This is a genomic window from Neobacillus sp. FSL H8-0543 (genome assembly GCF_038592905.1).
In the GTDB taxonomy this organism is placed as follows: Bacteria; Bacillota; Bacilli; order Bacillales; family Cytobacillaceae; genus Neobacillus.
On the sequence record NZ_CP151943.1, the window covers coordinates 5,049,108 to 5,064,771 of the forward strand.

A 15,664-nucleotide genomic window follows, 5' to 3' on the forward strand; every position below is an offset into this window, starting at 1 on the left:
TAGTTTGATAAATTTTAACATACTTAGAATTACTCAAAGAGAGGAGCGAATAATATGAGAATCATTAAGAACGTACGCATTCCAATGCGTGATGGCGTACATATCGCTGCGGATATCTACCTTCCAGACGGAGCAGAAAAAATCCCAGCGTTGCTTGCGATTAGTCCGTATGGGAAGGAACTGCAAGCACAAGCGCTAACACTGCCGCCGCAAGCGCGACCAAGCCATCTGTGGAATGGTGCGATTGAAGCTGGCGATATCCGTGCCGTTGTTGAACATGGCTATGCGCATATTATCGCGGACGTACGCGGTACAGGTCACTCAGAAGGTGAAATGTGCGGTAACTACAATTCAGGCGGTCATGGCGACGGTAAAGATATCTACGACCTCGTTGAATGGATGGCTGAGCAGGATTGGTGCGATGGTAACATCGGGATGATCGGTATTTCATACTTTGCCTCGGTTCAAATTTTAGGTGCAGCGGAGCAGCCGCCCCACTTAAAAGCAATCTTCGCTAACGGAGGACACTTCGATCTTTATGAACTTTGCTATCATGGCGGGATTATGTGGTTAATGCCTCGTGCTTCTCGTGAAGGTCGCGGTGGCGACAGCGGTAACGCCTTTAATAACGTAGCTAGTAAGAGTTCGAAAGTTTTTTCGCCAGAGGAGCTCAAAGAAAAGACACTTGAGCGGTTAAATGACCCGGATATCGCCCATTGGTCAGATTTCGTTCACCTTTTACATTATCAGGATCGTCATGAATTATGGATGGATTACTTATTAAATCCACTTGATGGACCATTCTGGCAAGAAAACAGTGCGATACAAGTGGCACATAAAGTACAAATCCCCACTTACTTCCAAGCAAAATGGGGCCGTGGTTGGAACATTGAAGGCACTATCGAATGCTTCCACAAAGTTTCAGGTATAAAAAAGCTTGATATCCAAGCGCTTCCGCCGATGTTAGAGCGTCCATTCCATGAAAATCATGACGAAATGTTCCGTTGGTATGATTACTGGTTAAAAGGCATTGAAAATGGAATTATGGATGAGCCAACCGTTCAGTTCTCTGTAGAAGGTTCAAACAAATGGCGCAAGGAAGATCATTGGCCATTGCCATACGAGGAAAAGAAAGAGTTCTACTTGCGTCCTCGCCATAAAATTAGCGAAAAGTCCGAGCCGTTACCATCTAAATATGCCCATCCAGATGGCTTCTACCAAGCACCATTAACCGTAACAACCACGTCAGAAAAGATTAAATGGACGAGTGATAAATTCCTCGAGCCAGTAGAAATGACTGGGACAGGGGCATTAATTATTCATGCAGAAATCGATACAGAGGATACAAATTTCATTGCCAAGCTTTATGATGTTAATCCATTTGGCAAACGGACGTTAATGACATCAGGTTATTTAAAAGCCTCCCATCGTGAATTAAATGAAGAAAAATCAACCAATGGAGAGCCTTGGCATCCTCATACCCGTGCGGTACCAGTAACACCTGGAGCAATTAACGAGTATGCGATTCGCTTATATCCATTCTCATTCTTAATTAAGCCAGGACATCAGATGGAATTAGAACTTGCATGTAACGAACCACTCGATGGGGAGGATGCAAAATTATTGCCGCCTGATAGCTATCACCTGCCAAGCGGACGTGCCACAACACACAAAATCTATCGTGATAGTGAGCATCGATCACGTTTGGTTTTGCCGGTAATTCCTAAACAATTTGATATTACACAAACGAAGTAAGGGGGTGGAAAACATGACAAGTGCTGTTCGAGTGATACCGATTGAATGTAAATTTGGTCCCATTTCTGCATTTGCCTATTATGTGGATGCTCCAGAACCAGCAATCATTGATACCGGTGTAAATGTCTCTGCAGCAAAAGACATTGAGCCAATTTTAGCTGAACATGGTATCCGTATAGAAGATATTCGTTGGATTTTATTGACGCACGGTCATGTGGATCATCTCGGTGGTGCATATGCTGTTTGGGAAAAAACAGGGAGAAACGCTAAAGTGGTCATTCCAAAAAAAGAAGCTAGGCTATTGCGTGACAGGAATGAACATATTGCTGATTACAGAATGCTGCAGGGGAAATACATCATCGATCCTGCAATCCAGGAAAAACATATCACCATGTTATCAACCGATATTGGCGGAAATATTGAACCAAATATGGAAGTTGTTGAAGGTGACTCTATCCATCTTGGAGGCGATATCACGTTCAAAGTAATTGAAACGCCAGGTCACTCCATTGGCTCCGTATCATTTGTATTGGATGGCTTAAATTGGGCATTCGCAGCAGATGCTGTACAAATGTACGGTGGTTTTAGCGGCTTACCAACCATTGAACAACCAACTTTATATCGTAAAAGTGTACGCCGTTTGTTAGAAGAAGTTCGTCCTAAACGATTATTTTTAGGCCATCCCTTCCGCAATCTCAATGGCGAAATGCAAAGTGCTCAAATTGAAGGTGAGCAAGTAGCAGCCCTATTACAAGCAAGTCTCGATAGGGATGCGAACTTGAGTGATGTGGTAAAGCGCCATTTAACGAATGGAATTCCTGCTGAAATGCATGAATTGTATGGACCGTTTGGATTAATTGCAACCGAAATTGGCTATACAGGTGACCCAAGGAATTTGCCTTGTGCGTTTTTTGTAACGATGAATGGGTACTATGAAGAACTTATCGGTTCACATATTAAATGAAAGGAGGAAAATCTAAATGATCCAGAAGAGGTTTGAAAATACTGCCAAGGCCGTTGCCGATGTACACGATGGAGCTACGCTCCTTGTTGGAGGATTTGGGGGAAGCGGACTGCCATCCCAACTGATAGCTGCCTTAGTTGTACAGGGAGCAAAGAATCTGACTGTTGTATCAAATAATATTGGTGCGGTTAGCGATGGTGTTGCCGCACTAATCAGCAATAATCAAGTAAAGAAAATCATTTGCTCTTTCCCTGTCGGTCCGCATGCTGACGATTTGATTGCACGTCTTCAGAAAAACACGATTGAGCTAGAAATTGCTCCGCAAGGAACATTAGCAGAACGCATTCGAGCTGGCGGTGCAGGGATTCCAGCCTTTTACACACCGACGGCAGCGCACACAGAACTTGGAGAAGGCAAAGAGTCGCGTGTGTTCAATGGCCGTTTGCATATCTTAGAGCATGCCATCACTGGTGACTTCGCTTTTATCAAGGGACATCAGGCCGATCGCTGGGGGAATCTTGTTTACAATAAGACACAGCGTAATTTTAACCCGGTCATGGCGACAGCAGCACGCATTACCATTGCCGAGGTGGATGAAATTGTGGAAGTCGGAGGATTGGATCCAGAGAACATTGCGACACCGAGCGTCTTTGTCCATCGTTTAGTAAAATTGGAAGCCGTGAATGAAGGGCGGGTGGAAGTAAATGGGTAAGGACAAACAGAAGGTTGGATGGTCAAAGATAGACTTAGCTTCTAGAGTAGCTCAAGACTTAGATGATGGATGGTTCGTAAATCTTGGAATTGGAATACCGACACTTGTGGCTGATGTCATTCCTGAAGGCCGGGAAATTATTTTGCATAGTGAGAATGGTCTTCTTGGGCTCGGGCCAAAACCAGAACCGGGTGAAGAGGATATGGACCTTGTGAATGCTGGTAAGGAACCAATTACATTAAAACCAGGTGGCTGCTTCTTCTCACAATCAGACTCCTTTGCAATGATCCGCGGCGGTCACCTTGATGCAGCTGTACTTGGCGCCTTTCAAGTCTCGATGTACGGTGATCTTGCAAGTTGGAAGGTCCCGAACGATCCGCTTGGCCGTGTTGGAGGTGCGATGGATTTGACGGTTGGAGCAAAGCGTGTCTTCCTCTGTATGCAGCATTGCACGAGAACGGGAGAATCGAAAATCGTGGAAGAATGTACGTATCCACTGACAGCGCCACGCTGTGTAGACCGGATTTATACAGACCTTGCGGTGATTGATGTGACAGATGAGGGCCTTGTCGTCCAAGAACTAGCTCCAGGTGTTACCTTCGAATACCTGCAGGAACATACTGCTGCACCAATTAAGATTCATGCAGCTAGCTTGCAAAAGGAGACACTCCACAACAATGATTAGGCATGCTAAAAAACCTAGCATCGACCGTAGCTCATCGGTGCCTCTATATAAACAAATCAAGGAAATATTGATTGAGGAGCTGCAGGCTGCTAACGGTGAATCTGGTCGCCCTTTTAGCACCGAGCAGGATCTCGTTCAGCGTTTCCACGTGAGTCGGGCACCTGTTCGTCAGGCACTGAAGGAGCTAACAGATGAAGGGTATGTTTACCGAGAGCGGGCGAAGGGCACCTTCCCTGTTCAGGATCTTCCCGTACGACCTCCAGGGTTAGAGTTAGGAGGACTAGTTGGTTTCCTTCGCGATCAAGGTTTAGATTGCACTTCGAAAATACTAGGTATAGATCGTGTCTTACCCACAGTGAATCTGTGCGCTAATCTTGGTCTTGATCCGACTGATAAGGTCTTGAGAATTTCTCGATTAATTTTGCTTAAAGAGAAACCACTTGTTTGGGCGCAGACAAATCTATTCGTATCGGAGGATTTCCACCCTACTAAACGGGAGCTTGAGACGGTTGACAGCATCTTCGCACTCCTTCAGAGCGAACAAGGTATATTCATTTCTCGTGGTGATCATCAAATCTTTTCATCCTGTGCGAACCCTGAAGAGGTAGAGCTTTTGAATGTTCAAAATGGCGATCCTATTCTCGTCATAGAGACGAAGTTATATACGCGAAATGATCGACTCATAGGCTGGAGAAGGGCTATTCATCGATCCGATGATTATAAGTTCTCTTTCACGGTGAACCGGTGACATTCTCAAAAGGTTTTGGAGTTTGTTGTTGTTATTCCATAAATGAAAGCGATTTAATTTAAACGTTTGTAACTGTATTAGTGTTTGCTACAGTAATGGGAAGTAGGACCAATATTTGGAGGCACCTATTACACACTTTATTTTTATAAAATTTATTAGATAAAACTGGGGAGGGAAATATTTATGAATTCAAAGTCAAATTTAAGAATTGCTATTCTTGGTGGGGGAATTGGTGGGGCATCAGCGGCAGTAGCTTTACGGCATGCAGGATTCAATGTCAATGTTTATGAGCAAGCTCCAGCTATAACAGAGGTAGGTGCAGGTATCGGTTTGCGTCCGCCATCCATCAATTATTACAAGGAATGGGGGCTTTTGGAGGAAATCGAGAGAGTAACCCATAAAAGCGTCCAAATAGAGATCCTTTCAGATCAAGCGGAAGTATTACTTAAGGAACAATGGCCAGCATTAACAGATGATACGAATGAAAAATGGGCGAGATTGATTCATCGTGCAGACTGTCTCGACACGTTGATTAATGCAATTCCATCGGAGTGCCTCCATTTGAATCACAAATGTAAAGACATCGTTCGCCATGATGATTATGCAGTAATTGAGTTTGAGAACGGTGTCAAAGTAGAAGCTGATTTGGTCATTGGTGCAGATGGGATTCGTTCCCTCACTCGTTCGCTATTTTTCAGCCAAGCTCAACCGGTTTTCCACCATTATCATGCCTATCGGGCTCTTGTAAATGTGGATGAAACATATGGTTTGGCTACTGGAGACACACTGAGAATTGTCGCAAATGATAAAGTCAATATCTATTTGTTACCGCTAAAATATCGGAATCAAGTATCCGTCGATATTACCGTACCACACGATGACCCTACTGGGAGACCGAAAGTACCCAAAGAAGACATGCTCAATCAATTAAAGAACTTCCATCCGGACCTCCAGAAGATTGCGGAAAATATAGATTATTGGGATGTTCGTGCACTATACGATATTGATCCAGTACATCAGTGGAGTAATAGTTGTATCACTCTGCTTGGGGATGCTGCACATTCAATGCTTCATAACCAAGGTCAAGGGGCAAATATGGCTATTCAAGATGCAGGAGTATTGGCTGAATGTTTACTAGAAGCCGATTCCGTTGCAGAAGCTTTACAAAAGTATGAGAGTCTAAGAAAACCAGTTTGTCATTTATTTCAAAATTTATCTCGCCAATTCCATAATGACAAGGAAGAAACTTTTTTCCCAGAAAAAGAATTTTTTGAAAAGACTTCTGAATAAGAATTTCAGAGTATTAAGTAGAATTGAAATATTCCGTCCCTTTTTGATCAAATAAGGGATGGATTGAAATACGGAGGTTATTGCAAATGCCTGTACATCCCGAGATAAAAAAGATTTTGGATTTTATTCCCCAGTCCGACTCAAAACCGAAAATCATTCCAGAAGAACATAGAAAAATGTTCAATGCACCAGTTTTACCTGTTGAAAAACGAGTTCAAGTCCATGCTGTTGAAGAAAGAACTGTTCCGACTTCTGAAGCAGATATCCTAGTAAGAATTTATACGCCGAAGGAAGCCGATTCGTATCCACTTCTCATGTATTTTCATGGCGGCGCATTTTTCACCGGAAATTTAGAAAGTCATGATGAAGTTGTTCGCCCGATTTGCAAGGAATCCGGCTATAAAGTTATATCCATTGATTACCGACTTGCTCCTGAACACCCATATCCTGCTGCATTAGTAGATTGCTATCATGTGACAAAATGGGCGACAGAACATAAAGACGAATTAAAATGGGATGGGAAAAATCTCGCCATTGCAGGGGATAGTTCGGGTGGAAACCTAGTAGCTGCCGTTTCTTTAATGGCCCGTGACAAAAAGGAGTTTACCATTACGAAACAGGTATTATATTATCCATCCCTTGACCTCGACTTCAGTGAATTTCGTTACCCATCACTAGTGGAGAATGGAAAGGGTTATTTCGTAGAAAGTGATCAATTAGCTGAACATAACTCATTCTATTTGCTAGGAAATGTAGATACGGATCATCCGCTTGTTTCACCGATTCGAGAAGAAAATTTAGAACACCTTCCAGCGGCACTTGTCATTACAGCAGAGTATGACCCATTTCGTGATGAAGGGGAACTCTTTGCAGAGAACTTAAAAAAATGTGGTGTCCAGGTTGAAACAAAACGATATGAAGGTGCTACATGGCTTCTTAGGAAAGTTTACCCATCTTGATGAATACAAAGACGTTTATAAACGTACAGCTGAATTTTTAAATTCTAAGCTCCTTTAATTTCTGTTGTTAATTCGGTAAGAAATTATACTTGGGGACAAATCTTGATACAACAACTAAAGGTTTGTCCTTAATAAGGGTTCTTAAAGACAAAACACGGTAAGTAAATGGAGGATTTGTCTTTAATAAGGGTTCTTAAAGACAAAACACTTTAAGACAAATAAGGATTTGTCCTCAATAAGGGTTCTTAAAGACAAAACACTTTAAGACAAATAAGGATTTGTCCTCAATAAGGGTTCTTAAAGACAAAACACTTTAAGACAAATAAGGATTTGTCCTCAATAAGGGTTCTTAAAGACAAAACACTTTAAGACAAATAAGGATTTGTCCTTAATAAGGGTTCTTAAAGACAAAACAAATAAGGATTTGTCCTCAATAAGGGTTCTTAAAGACAAAACACGGTAAGACAAGTAAAGATTTGTCTTTAATAAGGGTTTTTAAAGACAAATAGTATTACTGTATGTCAAAAAATCAGGGTGAAATAGGATAGAGTTACCAAAAATATTCTCAATATTCAGAACATAAATCCAATTTTTAAAAGGGGTGTTTATCTAATGAAAAATAAAAAGTTTTGGAGTTATGAAAATAAGTTAGTATTAATCTTTTTCTTCACAGTCGGATTTGTATTCTTTGACCGTCTAGCCATTAACTATCTATTTCCAATGATTTCTGTAGATTTAGGACTAAATTATACACAATTAGGATTATTAGGTGCAGGTCTTGCGTTAACCTGGTCAGTGTCTGGTCCGTTAGGCGGTTTTATCTCGGATAAAGTGAAAAGTAAGAAAGCCATGTTAGCCGTTTTAGTTTTATTATTTTCCTTCGTTTCATTAATGCATGGTTTGGCACAAACATTCATTATGTTATTCGTGCTACGTCTATTAATGGGTATAGTAGAAGGTCCGCTGATTCCTCAGACACAATCCATTTTAGCAATGGAATCTTCAGAGCGTCGCCGCGGGTTCAACCTAGGCTTCACAATGAACACAAGTAATGCATTATTCGGAAGCATTTTGGCGCCTGTATTACTCGTTGGTTTAGCAACAAAATTCGACTGGCATATTGCGTTTTATTTAACGATTATTCCTGGGCTTATTTTAAGTTTCTTCATTTTAAAACAAGTGAAAAATCCAGACCCAGCGAAGTTCCATTTTATGCATGAAACAAAATCATCTGAAAAAGTGAAGATAAAAGATGTTCTTAAACACCGTAATATTTGGTTATCCGTTATTGTTTTTAGCTTAGTGATGACAGTGCTTATGGCATTCCAAATTTTTGGCCCAACCTATTTAGTACAAGCAAAAGGTTTATCTGATACAACCATGAGTTTCGTTATGGCATCATTCGGGGTTGGTTATGCCATCTTCGGTTTCTTGATTCCAACGCTTTCAGAGCGTACTGGCCGTAAACCAGCTTCTTCCCTTTCTGGATTGTTGTTAATTCTTGTACCGCTGTCAATCGTATTTGTAGATTCCATACCTTTAATGATGCTTCTTTTATTCATCGGTTCAGCTGGTTCAGGAGTAATTGGTATGTCTATGTCTGTTATTCCTGTTGAGTCTGCTCCATTGCAATACTCAGGTCTTGCAGTAGGGTTAACGATCGGTGTTGGTGAGTTCTTCGGTGGTTTCTTAAATCCAATGATTAACGGGCGCTTAGCAGACATTTATGGTATTCAAACACCACTATACGTAGCTGCTGCAGCAGGGGTAATTGCATTTCTATTAACATTCTTCTATAAAGAAACAGCACCAGCTAAAGTACAATTAACGCCAGAGCAAGAAGCCAACAAAAATGTTCCTGTAGTATAAGTTTAAAGCTTGAATTAGCCCGCCTCTTCTGAGAAGACGCGGGCTGATTTTTCATAAAGCTGCTCTGGGATCCTGTCTACATAATCAAAGAAACTAGGTGTACTTGAGGCCACGAATCAAATCGTGTGTAAAATACAAACTTATCCCCTATACTAAAGTAGAAAAACGAAATTGGAGGGAAAAATTATGCATATTGAAATGTGGACTGATTTTGCTTGACCATTCTGCTATATTGGCAAAAGGCGTCTGGAGGACGCCATTAAACAGATTAACCATCCCATTGAAGTAACATATAGATGCTACGAGCTGGATCCGACAGCAGAACGCGATATAAAAGAAAATATGTACCAAATGTTAGCCCGAAAATATGGAATGAGTATTGCTCAAGCAAAAGTAAATACGGGGAACGTGGTACAAATGGCAAAGGAAGTTGGATTAGAATATCAAATGGATACAATGATTCTAACGAACACCTTTGATGCTCACCGTTTGACGATGTTTGCAAAAACACAAGGATTAATGAAAGAGATGACCGAACGAATTTTACATGCCTATTTTACTGAATCCAAACACATTGGAGATCATCAAACTTTAACAGAGTTGGCAGCTGAGGTTGGTTTGAATCGGGAAGCTGTAGAAAAAATGCTTGCAAGTGATGAGATGGCAGATGCTGTTCGTGCTGATGAACAAACAGCTAAACAGTACCGGATTACTGGTGTCCCGTTTTTTCTTATTAATAAAAAATACGCCCTTACAGGTGCTCAGCCAACTGAGACATTTGTTCAGGCACTAGAAAAAATCATTTCAGAGGATGAAATCACCATTTTAAATAATCAAGATGGTACAGTCTGTGATGATGATGGCTGCGAAATTCCTAATAAATAGTAATGCAACCAAAAAGGACTAACAAATTTTGTTAGTCCTTTGTTATTGATATAACAAGCTTTTTAAACCTGACAGCCTTGTGCTTGGACTGATAACTTCGCATTCTTATTTTTGAACAATGACATTAAAAGAGTCTTTTTTTCATACTATATTTCTGGGGTGAAAAAATGCCAAGAGTTAATTACCGAAATTCAGATGTTGATTTAATGGCAAGGATGATGAGAGCGGAAGCCGAAGGTGAAGGCAAACAAGGAATGTTAATGGTGGGAAATGTAATTGTTAATCGTGTGAAAGCAGATTGTATAGACTTTAAAGATGTAAGAACAGTCAATGATGTGATTTTCCAGGTACAAGGAGGAAATTTTTCTTTTGAAGCTGTCCAAAAAGGGAATGTATTTTATCAAAGAGCGAGAACTGCTGAAAAAAGATTAGCAAAACAAAATTTGGATTATTGGAGAGAACACCCATCAAAATATTCGCTTTGGTATTTTAATCCATATGGACCATGTCCTCCTACCTGGTACGATCAACCTCAGTCTGGTCAATTTAAACAGCATTGTTATTATGAACCAAAACCAGGAACATGTGAAAGTGTTTATATCGGACCTTAGGCTTACTCTTTTGAGTAAGCTTTTTTTTACATTATGATGAAATTTAGTTAAAGGGGAAAACATGCAGTTAATCATAGCGTTTTCATGTATAGTAGAGTAGAACTTAATATACATAATTAAAAGTAACGGCTTTTAATATAGAAGTGGGGGAGATTTATGAGAAGAATTATTTTGACGACAGAGAGTGGTGCAGATTTACCGGTAGAATTAGCTAACAAACACAATGTGAAAGTGGTTCCGATGCACGTGATCATGGATGGGGAGGATTATTTAGATGGTTCTTTACCTGTAACAGATATCTATGATTATTATGAGCGGACAAAAAAAATACCCTCGACCACGTCGACAAATTCACATGAATACCATGAATTTTTCACAAAGATAAAAAGTGATTATCCTGATTGCATCATTATACATATTGGTTATACATCAAAGGCCTCTTCTTCCTTTCAAAATGCCATCATTGCAACAGAAGAGCTGGAGGATATTTTTCTAATTGATGCTTTGAATGTAACTGGCGGATTAATGACCATTGTGATGTATGCGGTTGCCATATTAGAGAATGAACCAACGATAGAACCTGTTCGATTAGTTGATTTGATTGAGTCAATGATACCTAAAACAAGATTTGCATTCGTTCCAGGAAGCTTAGATTTTTTAAGAGCAGGAGGGCGTGTTAGTAATTTAGCATATCTCGGTGGGGCATTGTTAAAAATAAAGCCCCGGATCGAGCTGATTGACGGAAATCTTGTTTCAACCAAAAAGTACCGCGGGAAAATGGATGTCGTTACAGAAAAACTGATGCAAGATTACTTAGATCAATATGATATTGATAGAGAACAACTTTACTTAATATACTCGATTGGACTTGATGAAGGGATCAAGCAGAGGATGGAAGGTAATGCAAAGGAAGCAGGCTTCAAAAATGTAAAGTGGGTTCAAGCAGGCGCGATGATTTCTACACACGCTGGACCTGGAGGCTTTGGAATCGCAGGCTTGGAAGTGTAGGAACGGAAAGTCTGTTCTTCGGAATGAGGAATAAAAAATTTGTTTTGGAAAGTATTCTAATTAGCCTTTTTGGCAGTAATAAATATAACCAAACCGTGAAAAATGCAATTATATCTGAACTAGAACTTAATGACGATAAATGAGTCCTGAATAGTTATAATAAAATAATTTTCAGTCTATTTCATTTACAAACGAAAAAGGGTGTGCAATAATCTCTAGTAGAAAACAAAAAAATGAATATTAAACAAATAGGTTTCTTACTGTTCCTAATGAATAGTAAGACTAAGAGGGAAGTTGGTGTAAAGTCCAACACGGTCCCGCCACTGTAAGCGAGTAGGAAGGTTATAAAAAATCCACTGTGTGTGTATTGCATGGGAAGGAATAACCAACCGTTGATTCGTAAGTCAGGAAACCTGCCTATTATGTTGTTTAAGCTTCCTCGAGGAAAGGAATGTTTAAAGTGCAGGTAATCTCTTAATTGTAGGTATTTTATTATTTATATTAAAGATTGCAAGTTTATACATACTATCTACTAGACAAGTATGATAACATGCCTTTACTCGACGCTTTCTACAGGAAAAGCGTTTTTTTTGTGTTCAAAAAGAGAAGGAGGAAAAGTAATGAAGGCGTTTTTTAAAAAATGGGGTTTATTAAGTGCTGTTTTTCTAGTAAGTATGGTGATCATTGTAGGTTGTGGTACACAAAAGCAAACCACTCAAAATGAAAAAAATGGAGAGAAAGAGGTTTCTCAACAAGAAATCGATAAGAAAAGCGCACAGTCCTTTCCAATTACCCTTACAGATGATGCAGGCAGAGAGGTGACAATTGAGGAAAAACCGGAAACCATTGTTTCCATTCAAACGAGTAGTACAGAGATTGCCTTTGCCCTTGGATTAGGTGATCAGATTGTTGGTGTTTCAGATTACGATAATTACCCACCGGAAGCGCTGGAAAAAGAAAAGGTAGGGGCACAGGATATCAATGTAGAACTCGTTCTCACACTTCTTCCGGATATGGCTCTTGTGACAGACTATCATTACAAGACGCACCCAGAAACGCTACAACAGTTTGAAGATGCTGGTATTAACGTGATTGTGATTGGAAGTGCTACCTCATTTGAAAATGTATATAGAAATATTGACATGATTGGTACAGCTACCGGAAGTGAGACAGAAGCAAACGAAATCATCTCTGATATGAAGCAGCGTTTAAGTGCCATCAAAGAAAAAGCAGCAGAAGAGATTACCGATAAAAAGAAAGTCTGGGTGGAGGTTTCACCGGCACCAGATATTTTTACAACAGGAACAAACACATTTATGCATGAAATGCTCGAATCGATTCAAGCTACGAACGCTGCAGAGGAGCACGAGGGCTGGGTAAAACTGACGGAGGAAGAGATCGTCAAATTAAATCCTGATGTCATCATTACTACTTATGGATACTATGTAGAAAATCCAAAAGATCAAGTATTAGCTCGTAAGGGATGGGCGGAAGTGCCCGCTCTAAAAAAACAACAGGTGTTTGATGTGGATAGCGATACCGTTACTAGACCAGGTCCTCGTTTAATTGAAGGAGTCGAGACACTTGCGGAACTTATCTACCCTGAAATTTTTAAATAATAAAATAGCTTGGTTGTATCTTCTAAGTGGTGGGTTTGTACTTAGTACAGCCCTCCTTGGCTTATTAATAAGTAGTGTCCAAGTCCCAGTTTCTACTATATTACATATCATCATCGATAAATCCTTGAGCCTTGGCTGGCTTGAAGATATCGCGAGAAATGAAGAAATGATTATTTGGAATATCCGTCTGCCAAGAGTGCTTCTTGCATTTTGTGTTGGTGCATCCCTTGCTTTAGCGGGTTCCGCTTTTCAAGGGCTTTTACGCAACCCATTAGCAGACCCGTATACGATTGGGGTGTCTTCTGGTGCTTCTCTAGGTGCCGTTTTCGTTTTGTTTTTTCAAGTTACCATTGTTGGTATTGGGAACTTTACGCTTCCGGTCGTTGCAATTTTAAGTGGCTTTTTAACACTGCTTATTGTATTTGGCCTTGTTCGATTAAGCAGCAGGAGCTTAGCAATTGAAACCATCATCTTGGCGGGGATAATTGTAAGTGCCTTTATTGGAGCGATTGTGTCTTTGATTATTTCATTAAGTGATCAAGATTCGATGTCACAAATTATCTATTGGTTATATGGAAATGTGGGCATGAGAGGATGGAGCCATGTCCAGCTGATTGTACCATTTATGCTCCTTGGTTCGATTATATTGTTCGTTCACTATCGGGAGTTAAATGCGCTTGCCCTGGGGGAGGATGCTGCAGATCATATCGGTGTGGATGTAAAAAAAGGGAAAACCTATATCTTAATTGGTGCCTCTTTACTTACGGGAGCAGCAGTAGCTGTATCAGGATCGATTGGCTTTGTTGGACTCGTTATTCCACATCTTGTCCGCCTAGTAACCGGCCCGAATCATCGCTATGTCCTTCCATTATCGATGTTCGTTGGCGGTGGTTTTCTAATTTTAGCTGATTTAGTTTCGAGAACAATTATTGCTCCAAAGGAATTACCGATTGGCGTTATTACCGCATTGATCGGTGCACCAGTCTTCGCACTATTATTGATTAGAGAAAGAGTGGGACGGAGGGGATAGAAGATGATTAATGTTCAAGGTTTGAAGGGTGGGCACACTTATCCTCCAATTATTAATGGTGTCGATGTTGAGATTGAACAAGGTGAATTCTTTGCCCTTCTTGGACCAAATGGCAGTGGAAAGACAACCCTTTTTAAGCTTATTACCGGTCAGTTACCGATTACTGAAGGGAAGATTTCTCTTTCTGGAAAAGAAATATCCACTCTGTCAAAGCTTGAGAAAGCAAAAAAAGTCGCTGTTCTCACACAGGAAGCTCAAGTTTCATTTGATTACACCGTGGAAGAAATCGTCAGTCTCGGTCGCTATCCCCATCAAAAGGGGCTGCTAAAGCAGCTTTCGAAAAAAGATTTGGATGTAATGAGAGAGGTGATGGAACTTACAAATACCCATCACTTTAAGACCACTCCCTTCCGGATGCTTAGTGGTGGCGAAAAGCAACGGGTGTTGTTGGCGAAAGCATTAGCGCAAGAGCCTGAAATATTACTATTAGATGAACCCACCAATCATCTTGATATCAAACATACCTTCCAAATGCTCGATTTACTTAAGGACCGACAGCAAAGTATGGGTTTAACCATCTTTGCTATCCTCCATGACTTAAATGTGGCATCGCTCTATGCCAATCGGATTGCCTTGCTTCATAATGGCAGCTTTTTAGAAGTTGGAAATGTAGACATATTAAGAAAAGCGGATCAATTAAGAAAGGTCTATGAGGTGGAGGTGACGCCTGGTTCACATCCAACGCTTCCAAAGCCACAGCTTCTTATGACACCAAGCTATACCAAATCTAGTTTTCCTTTAGATTTTGAAAATTCTTATCGGATTAAACAGACAAAGAACTATTTTCATATTCAATTTGAACAACCGTTACGAACCATATCCAATGGGGTAATCGGTGACGGAATTCAGTGGGTAAAGCATGTTTGTAATTTCCATGTGGATAGAAATTACAATGGATCAGAGCCAAAAAAGGATTTGCAATCCTGGATGACTGATTACTCTATTCCTTATGTGCAAGCAGTTGGTATGATGACGGCTGTCATGCTTGAGGATGTCGTTATTGTAAAAAAGGAAGTAGAAGGAATCCAGATGGTAGCAATTGTAACAGCAGGGGTAGGAAATGCTGTTGATATAACAAAGAGGTCATTTATAGATGCTGTCCAAACAGTTGGGACGATTAACACGATGGTATTCATCGATGCTCATTTTACGGATGGTGCCCTTGTAAACGGGTATATGTCTGCTACCGAAGCAAAAGTAAAAGCCTTGCACGATCTAAAGATAGTAGATCCAGAATCCCATACATTGGCTACAGGAACATCCACAGATTCCCTCGTAGTTGGCCTAACACAGCAAGGTGAAAAAACACCATACGCTGGATCTGGAACCATTGTAGGAAGAGGAATTGGCCAAATAGTCTATCAAGCAACACAGGAAGCTCTCAAAAAATATTTAAAAAGGGTTCATGAAGAAGGGTATCGTACTACCTCTGAAAGGGTAGGTGTTACGAGGTAAGCTATTATTTTTAT

The 15,664-nt window shown here is 40.4% G+C and carries 14 protein-coding genes and 1 riboswitch; all 14 genes read left to right on the top strand.

Annotated features, from left to right (window positions below; translation table 11 throughout):
* The first annotated feature begins 54 nt into the window (after positions 1–54).
* Positions 55–1,755 carry a CocE/NonD family hydrolase gene (locus NSS81_RS24960; protein WP_342431299.1) on the top strand — a complete coding sequence of 567 codons (1,701 nt, stop codon included), beginning with the start codon at positions 55–57 and terminating at the stop codon, positions 1,753–1,755.
* A 13-nt stretch (positions 1,756–1,768) separates the two neighbouring features.
* Entirely contained in the window at positions 1,769–2,719 is a 951-nt protein-coding gene (locus NSS81_RS24965; protein ID WP_342431300.1) for an MBL fold metallo-hydrolase, read from the top strand.
* A 16-nt stretch (positions 2,720–2,735) separates the two neighbouring features.
* The gene (locus NSS81_RS24970; RefSeq protein ID WP_342431301.1) at positions 2,736–3,431 is read left to right on the top strand and encodes a 3-oxoacid CoA-transferase subunit A; all 696 of its coding nucleotides are present in this window, start codon (positions 2,736–2,738) and stop codon (positions 3,429–3,431) included.
* A complete protein-coding gene (locus NSS81_RS24975; protein WP_342431302.1) occupies positions 3,424–4,116 on the top strand; it encodes a 3-oxoacid CoA-transferase subunit B in 693 nt (230 codons plus the stop codon). The genes NSS81_RS24970 and NSS81_RS24975 overlap by 8 nt, the downstream gene beginning before the upstream one ends.
* Positions 4,109–4,864: a GntR family transcriptional regulator gene (locus NSS81_RS24980; protein ID WP_342431303.1), complete on the top strand. Its 756-nt coding sequence runs from the start codon at positions 4,109–4,111 to the stop codon at positions 4,862–4,864. The genes NSS81_RS24975 and NSS81_RS24980 overlap by 8 nt, the downstream gene beginning before the upstream one ends.
* Positions 4,865–5,047: 183 nt before the next feature.
* Entirely contained in the window at positions 5,048–6,154 is a 1,107-nt protein-coding gene (locus NSS81_RS24985; protein ID WP_342431304.1) for an NAD(P)/FAD-dependent oxidoreductase, read from the top strand.
* 86 nt (positions 6,155–6,240) lie between these two features.
* A complete protein-coding gene (locus tag NSS81_RS24990) occupies positions 6,241–7,113 on the top strand; it encodes an alpha/beta hydrolase (protein ID WP_342431305.1) in 873 nt (290 codons plus the stop codon).
* 612 nt (positions 7,114–7,725) lie between these two features.
* Positions 7,726–8,982 carry an MFS transporter gene (locus tag NSS81_RS24995; RefSeq protein ID WP_342431306.1) on the top strand — a complete coding sequence of 419 codons (1,257 nt, stop codon included), beginning with the start codon at positions 7,726–7,728 and terminating at the stop codon, positions 8,980–8,982.
* Between the two features lie 231 nt (positions 8,983–9,213).
* On the top strand, positions 9,214–9,867 hold the full coding sequence (locus NSS81_RS25000; RefSeq protein ID WP_342434140.1) for a DsbA family oxidoreductase: 654 nt from the start codon (positions 9,214–9,216) through the stop codon (positions 9,865–9,867).
* A gap of 167 nt (positions 9,868–10,034) precedes the next feature.
* On the top strand, positions 10,035–10,478 hold the full coding sequence (locus NSS81_RS25005) for a cell wall hydrolase (RefSeq protein WP_342431307.1): 444 nt from the start codon (positions 10,035–10,037) through the stop codon (positions 10,476–10,478).
* A gap of 156 nt (positions 10,479–10,634) precedes the next feature.
* Positions 10,635–11,486 (top strand): DegV family protein, encoded by an 852-nt coding sequence (locus NSS81_RS25010; protein WP_342431308.1) that lies wholly within the window; start codon positions 10,635–10,637, stop codon positions 11,484–11,486.
* Between the two features lie 233 nt (positions 11,487–11,719).
* Positions 11,720–11,922, top strand: a riboswitch (cobalamin riboswitch).
* A 184-nt stretch (positions 11,923–12,106) separates the two neighbouring features.
* On the top strand, positions 12,107–13,105 hold the full coding sequence (locus tag NSS81_RS25015; RefSeq protein ID WP_342431309.1) for an ABC transporter substrate-binding protein: 999 nt from the start codon (positions 12,107–12,109) through the stop codon (positions 13,103–13,105).
* Positions 13,071–14,135, top strand: coding sequence for an iron ABC transporter permease (locus NSS81_RS25020; protein WP_342431310.1), 1,065 nt, complete (start codon positions 13,071–13,073; stop codon positions 14,133–14,135). The genes NSS81_RS25015 and NSS81_RS25020 overlap by 35 nt, the downstream gene beginning before the upstream one ends.
* Positions 14,136–14,138: 3 nt before the next feature.
* Positions 14,139–15,650, top strand: a complete 1,512-nt coding sequence (locus NSS81_RS25025) for an adenosylcobinamide amidohydrolase (RefSeq protein WP_342431311.1) — start codon at positions 14,139–14,141, stop codon at positions 15,648–15,650.
* The last annotated feature ends 14 nt before the right edge of the window (positions 15,651–15,664 follow it).

Bases quoted from the DNA above. Each gene is read 5' to 3' on its own strand.
- NSS81_RS25025 (WP_342431311.1), top strand. From the start codon at position 14,139: ATGATTAATGTTCAAGGTTTGAAGGGTGGGCACACTTATCCTCCAATT.
- NSS81_RS24960 (WP_342431299.1), top strand. From the start codon at position 55: ATGAGAATCATTAAGAACGTACGCATTCCAATGCGTGATGGCGTACAT.
- NSS81_RS25015 (WP_342431309.1), top strand. From the start codon at position 12,107: ATGAAGGCGTTTTTTAAAAAATGGGGTTTATTAAGTGCTGTTTTTCTA.
- NSS81_RS25005 (WP_342431307.1), top strand. From the start codon at position 10,035: ATGCCAAGAGTTAATTACCGAAATTCAGATGTTGATTTAATGGCAAGG.
- NSS81_RS25010 (WP_342431308.1), top strand. From the start codon at position 10,635: ATGAGAAGAATTATTTTGACGACAGAGAGTGGTGCAGATTTACCGGTA.
- NSS81_RS24965 (WP_342431300.1), top strand. From the start codon at position 1,769: ATGACAAGTGCTGTTCGAGTGATACCGATTGAATGTAAATTTGGTCCC.
- NSS81_RS24970 (WP_342431301.1), top strand. From the start codon at position 2,736: ATGATCCAGAAGAGGTTTGAAAATACTGCCAAGGCCGTTGCCGATGTA.
- NSS81_RS24985 (WP_342431304.1), top strand. From the start codon at position 5,048: ATGAATTCAAAGTCAAATTTAAGAATTGCTATTCTTGGTGGGGGAATT.
- NSS81_RS24995 (WP_342431306.1), top strand. From the start codon at position 7,726: ATGAAAAATAAAAAGTTTTGGAGTTATGAAAATAAGTTAGTATTAATC.
- NSS81_RS24990 (WP_342431305.1), top strand. From the start codon at position 6,241: ATGCCTGTACATCCCGAGATAAAAAAGATTTTGGATTTTATTCCCCAG.
- NSS81_RS24980 (WP_342431303.1), top strand. From the start codon at position 4,109: ATGATTAGGCATGCTAAAAAACCTAGCATCGACCGTAGCTCATCGGTG.
- NSS81_RS24975 (WP_342431302.1), top strand. From the start codon at position 3,424: ATGGGTAAGGACAAACAGAAGGTTGGATGGTCAAAGATAGACTTAGCT.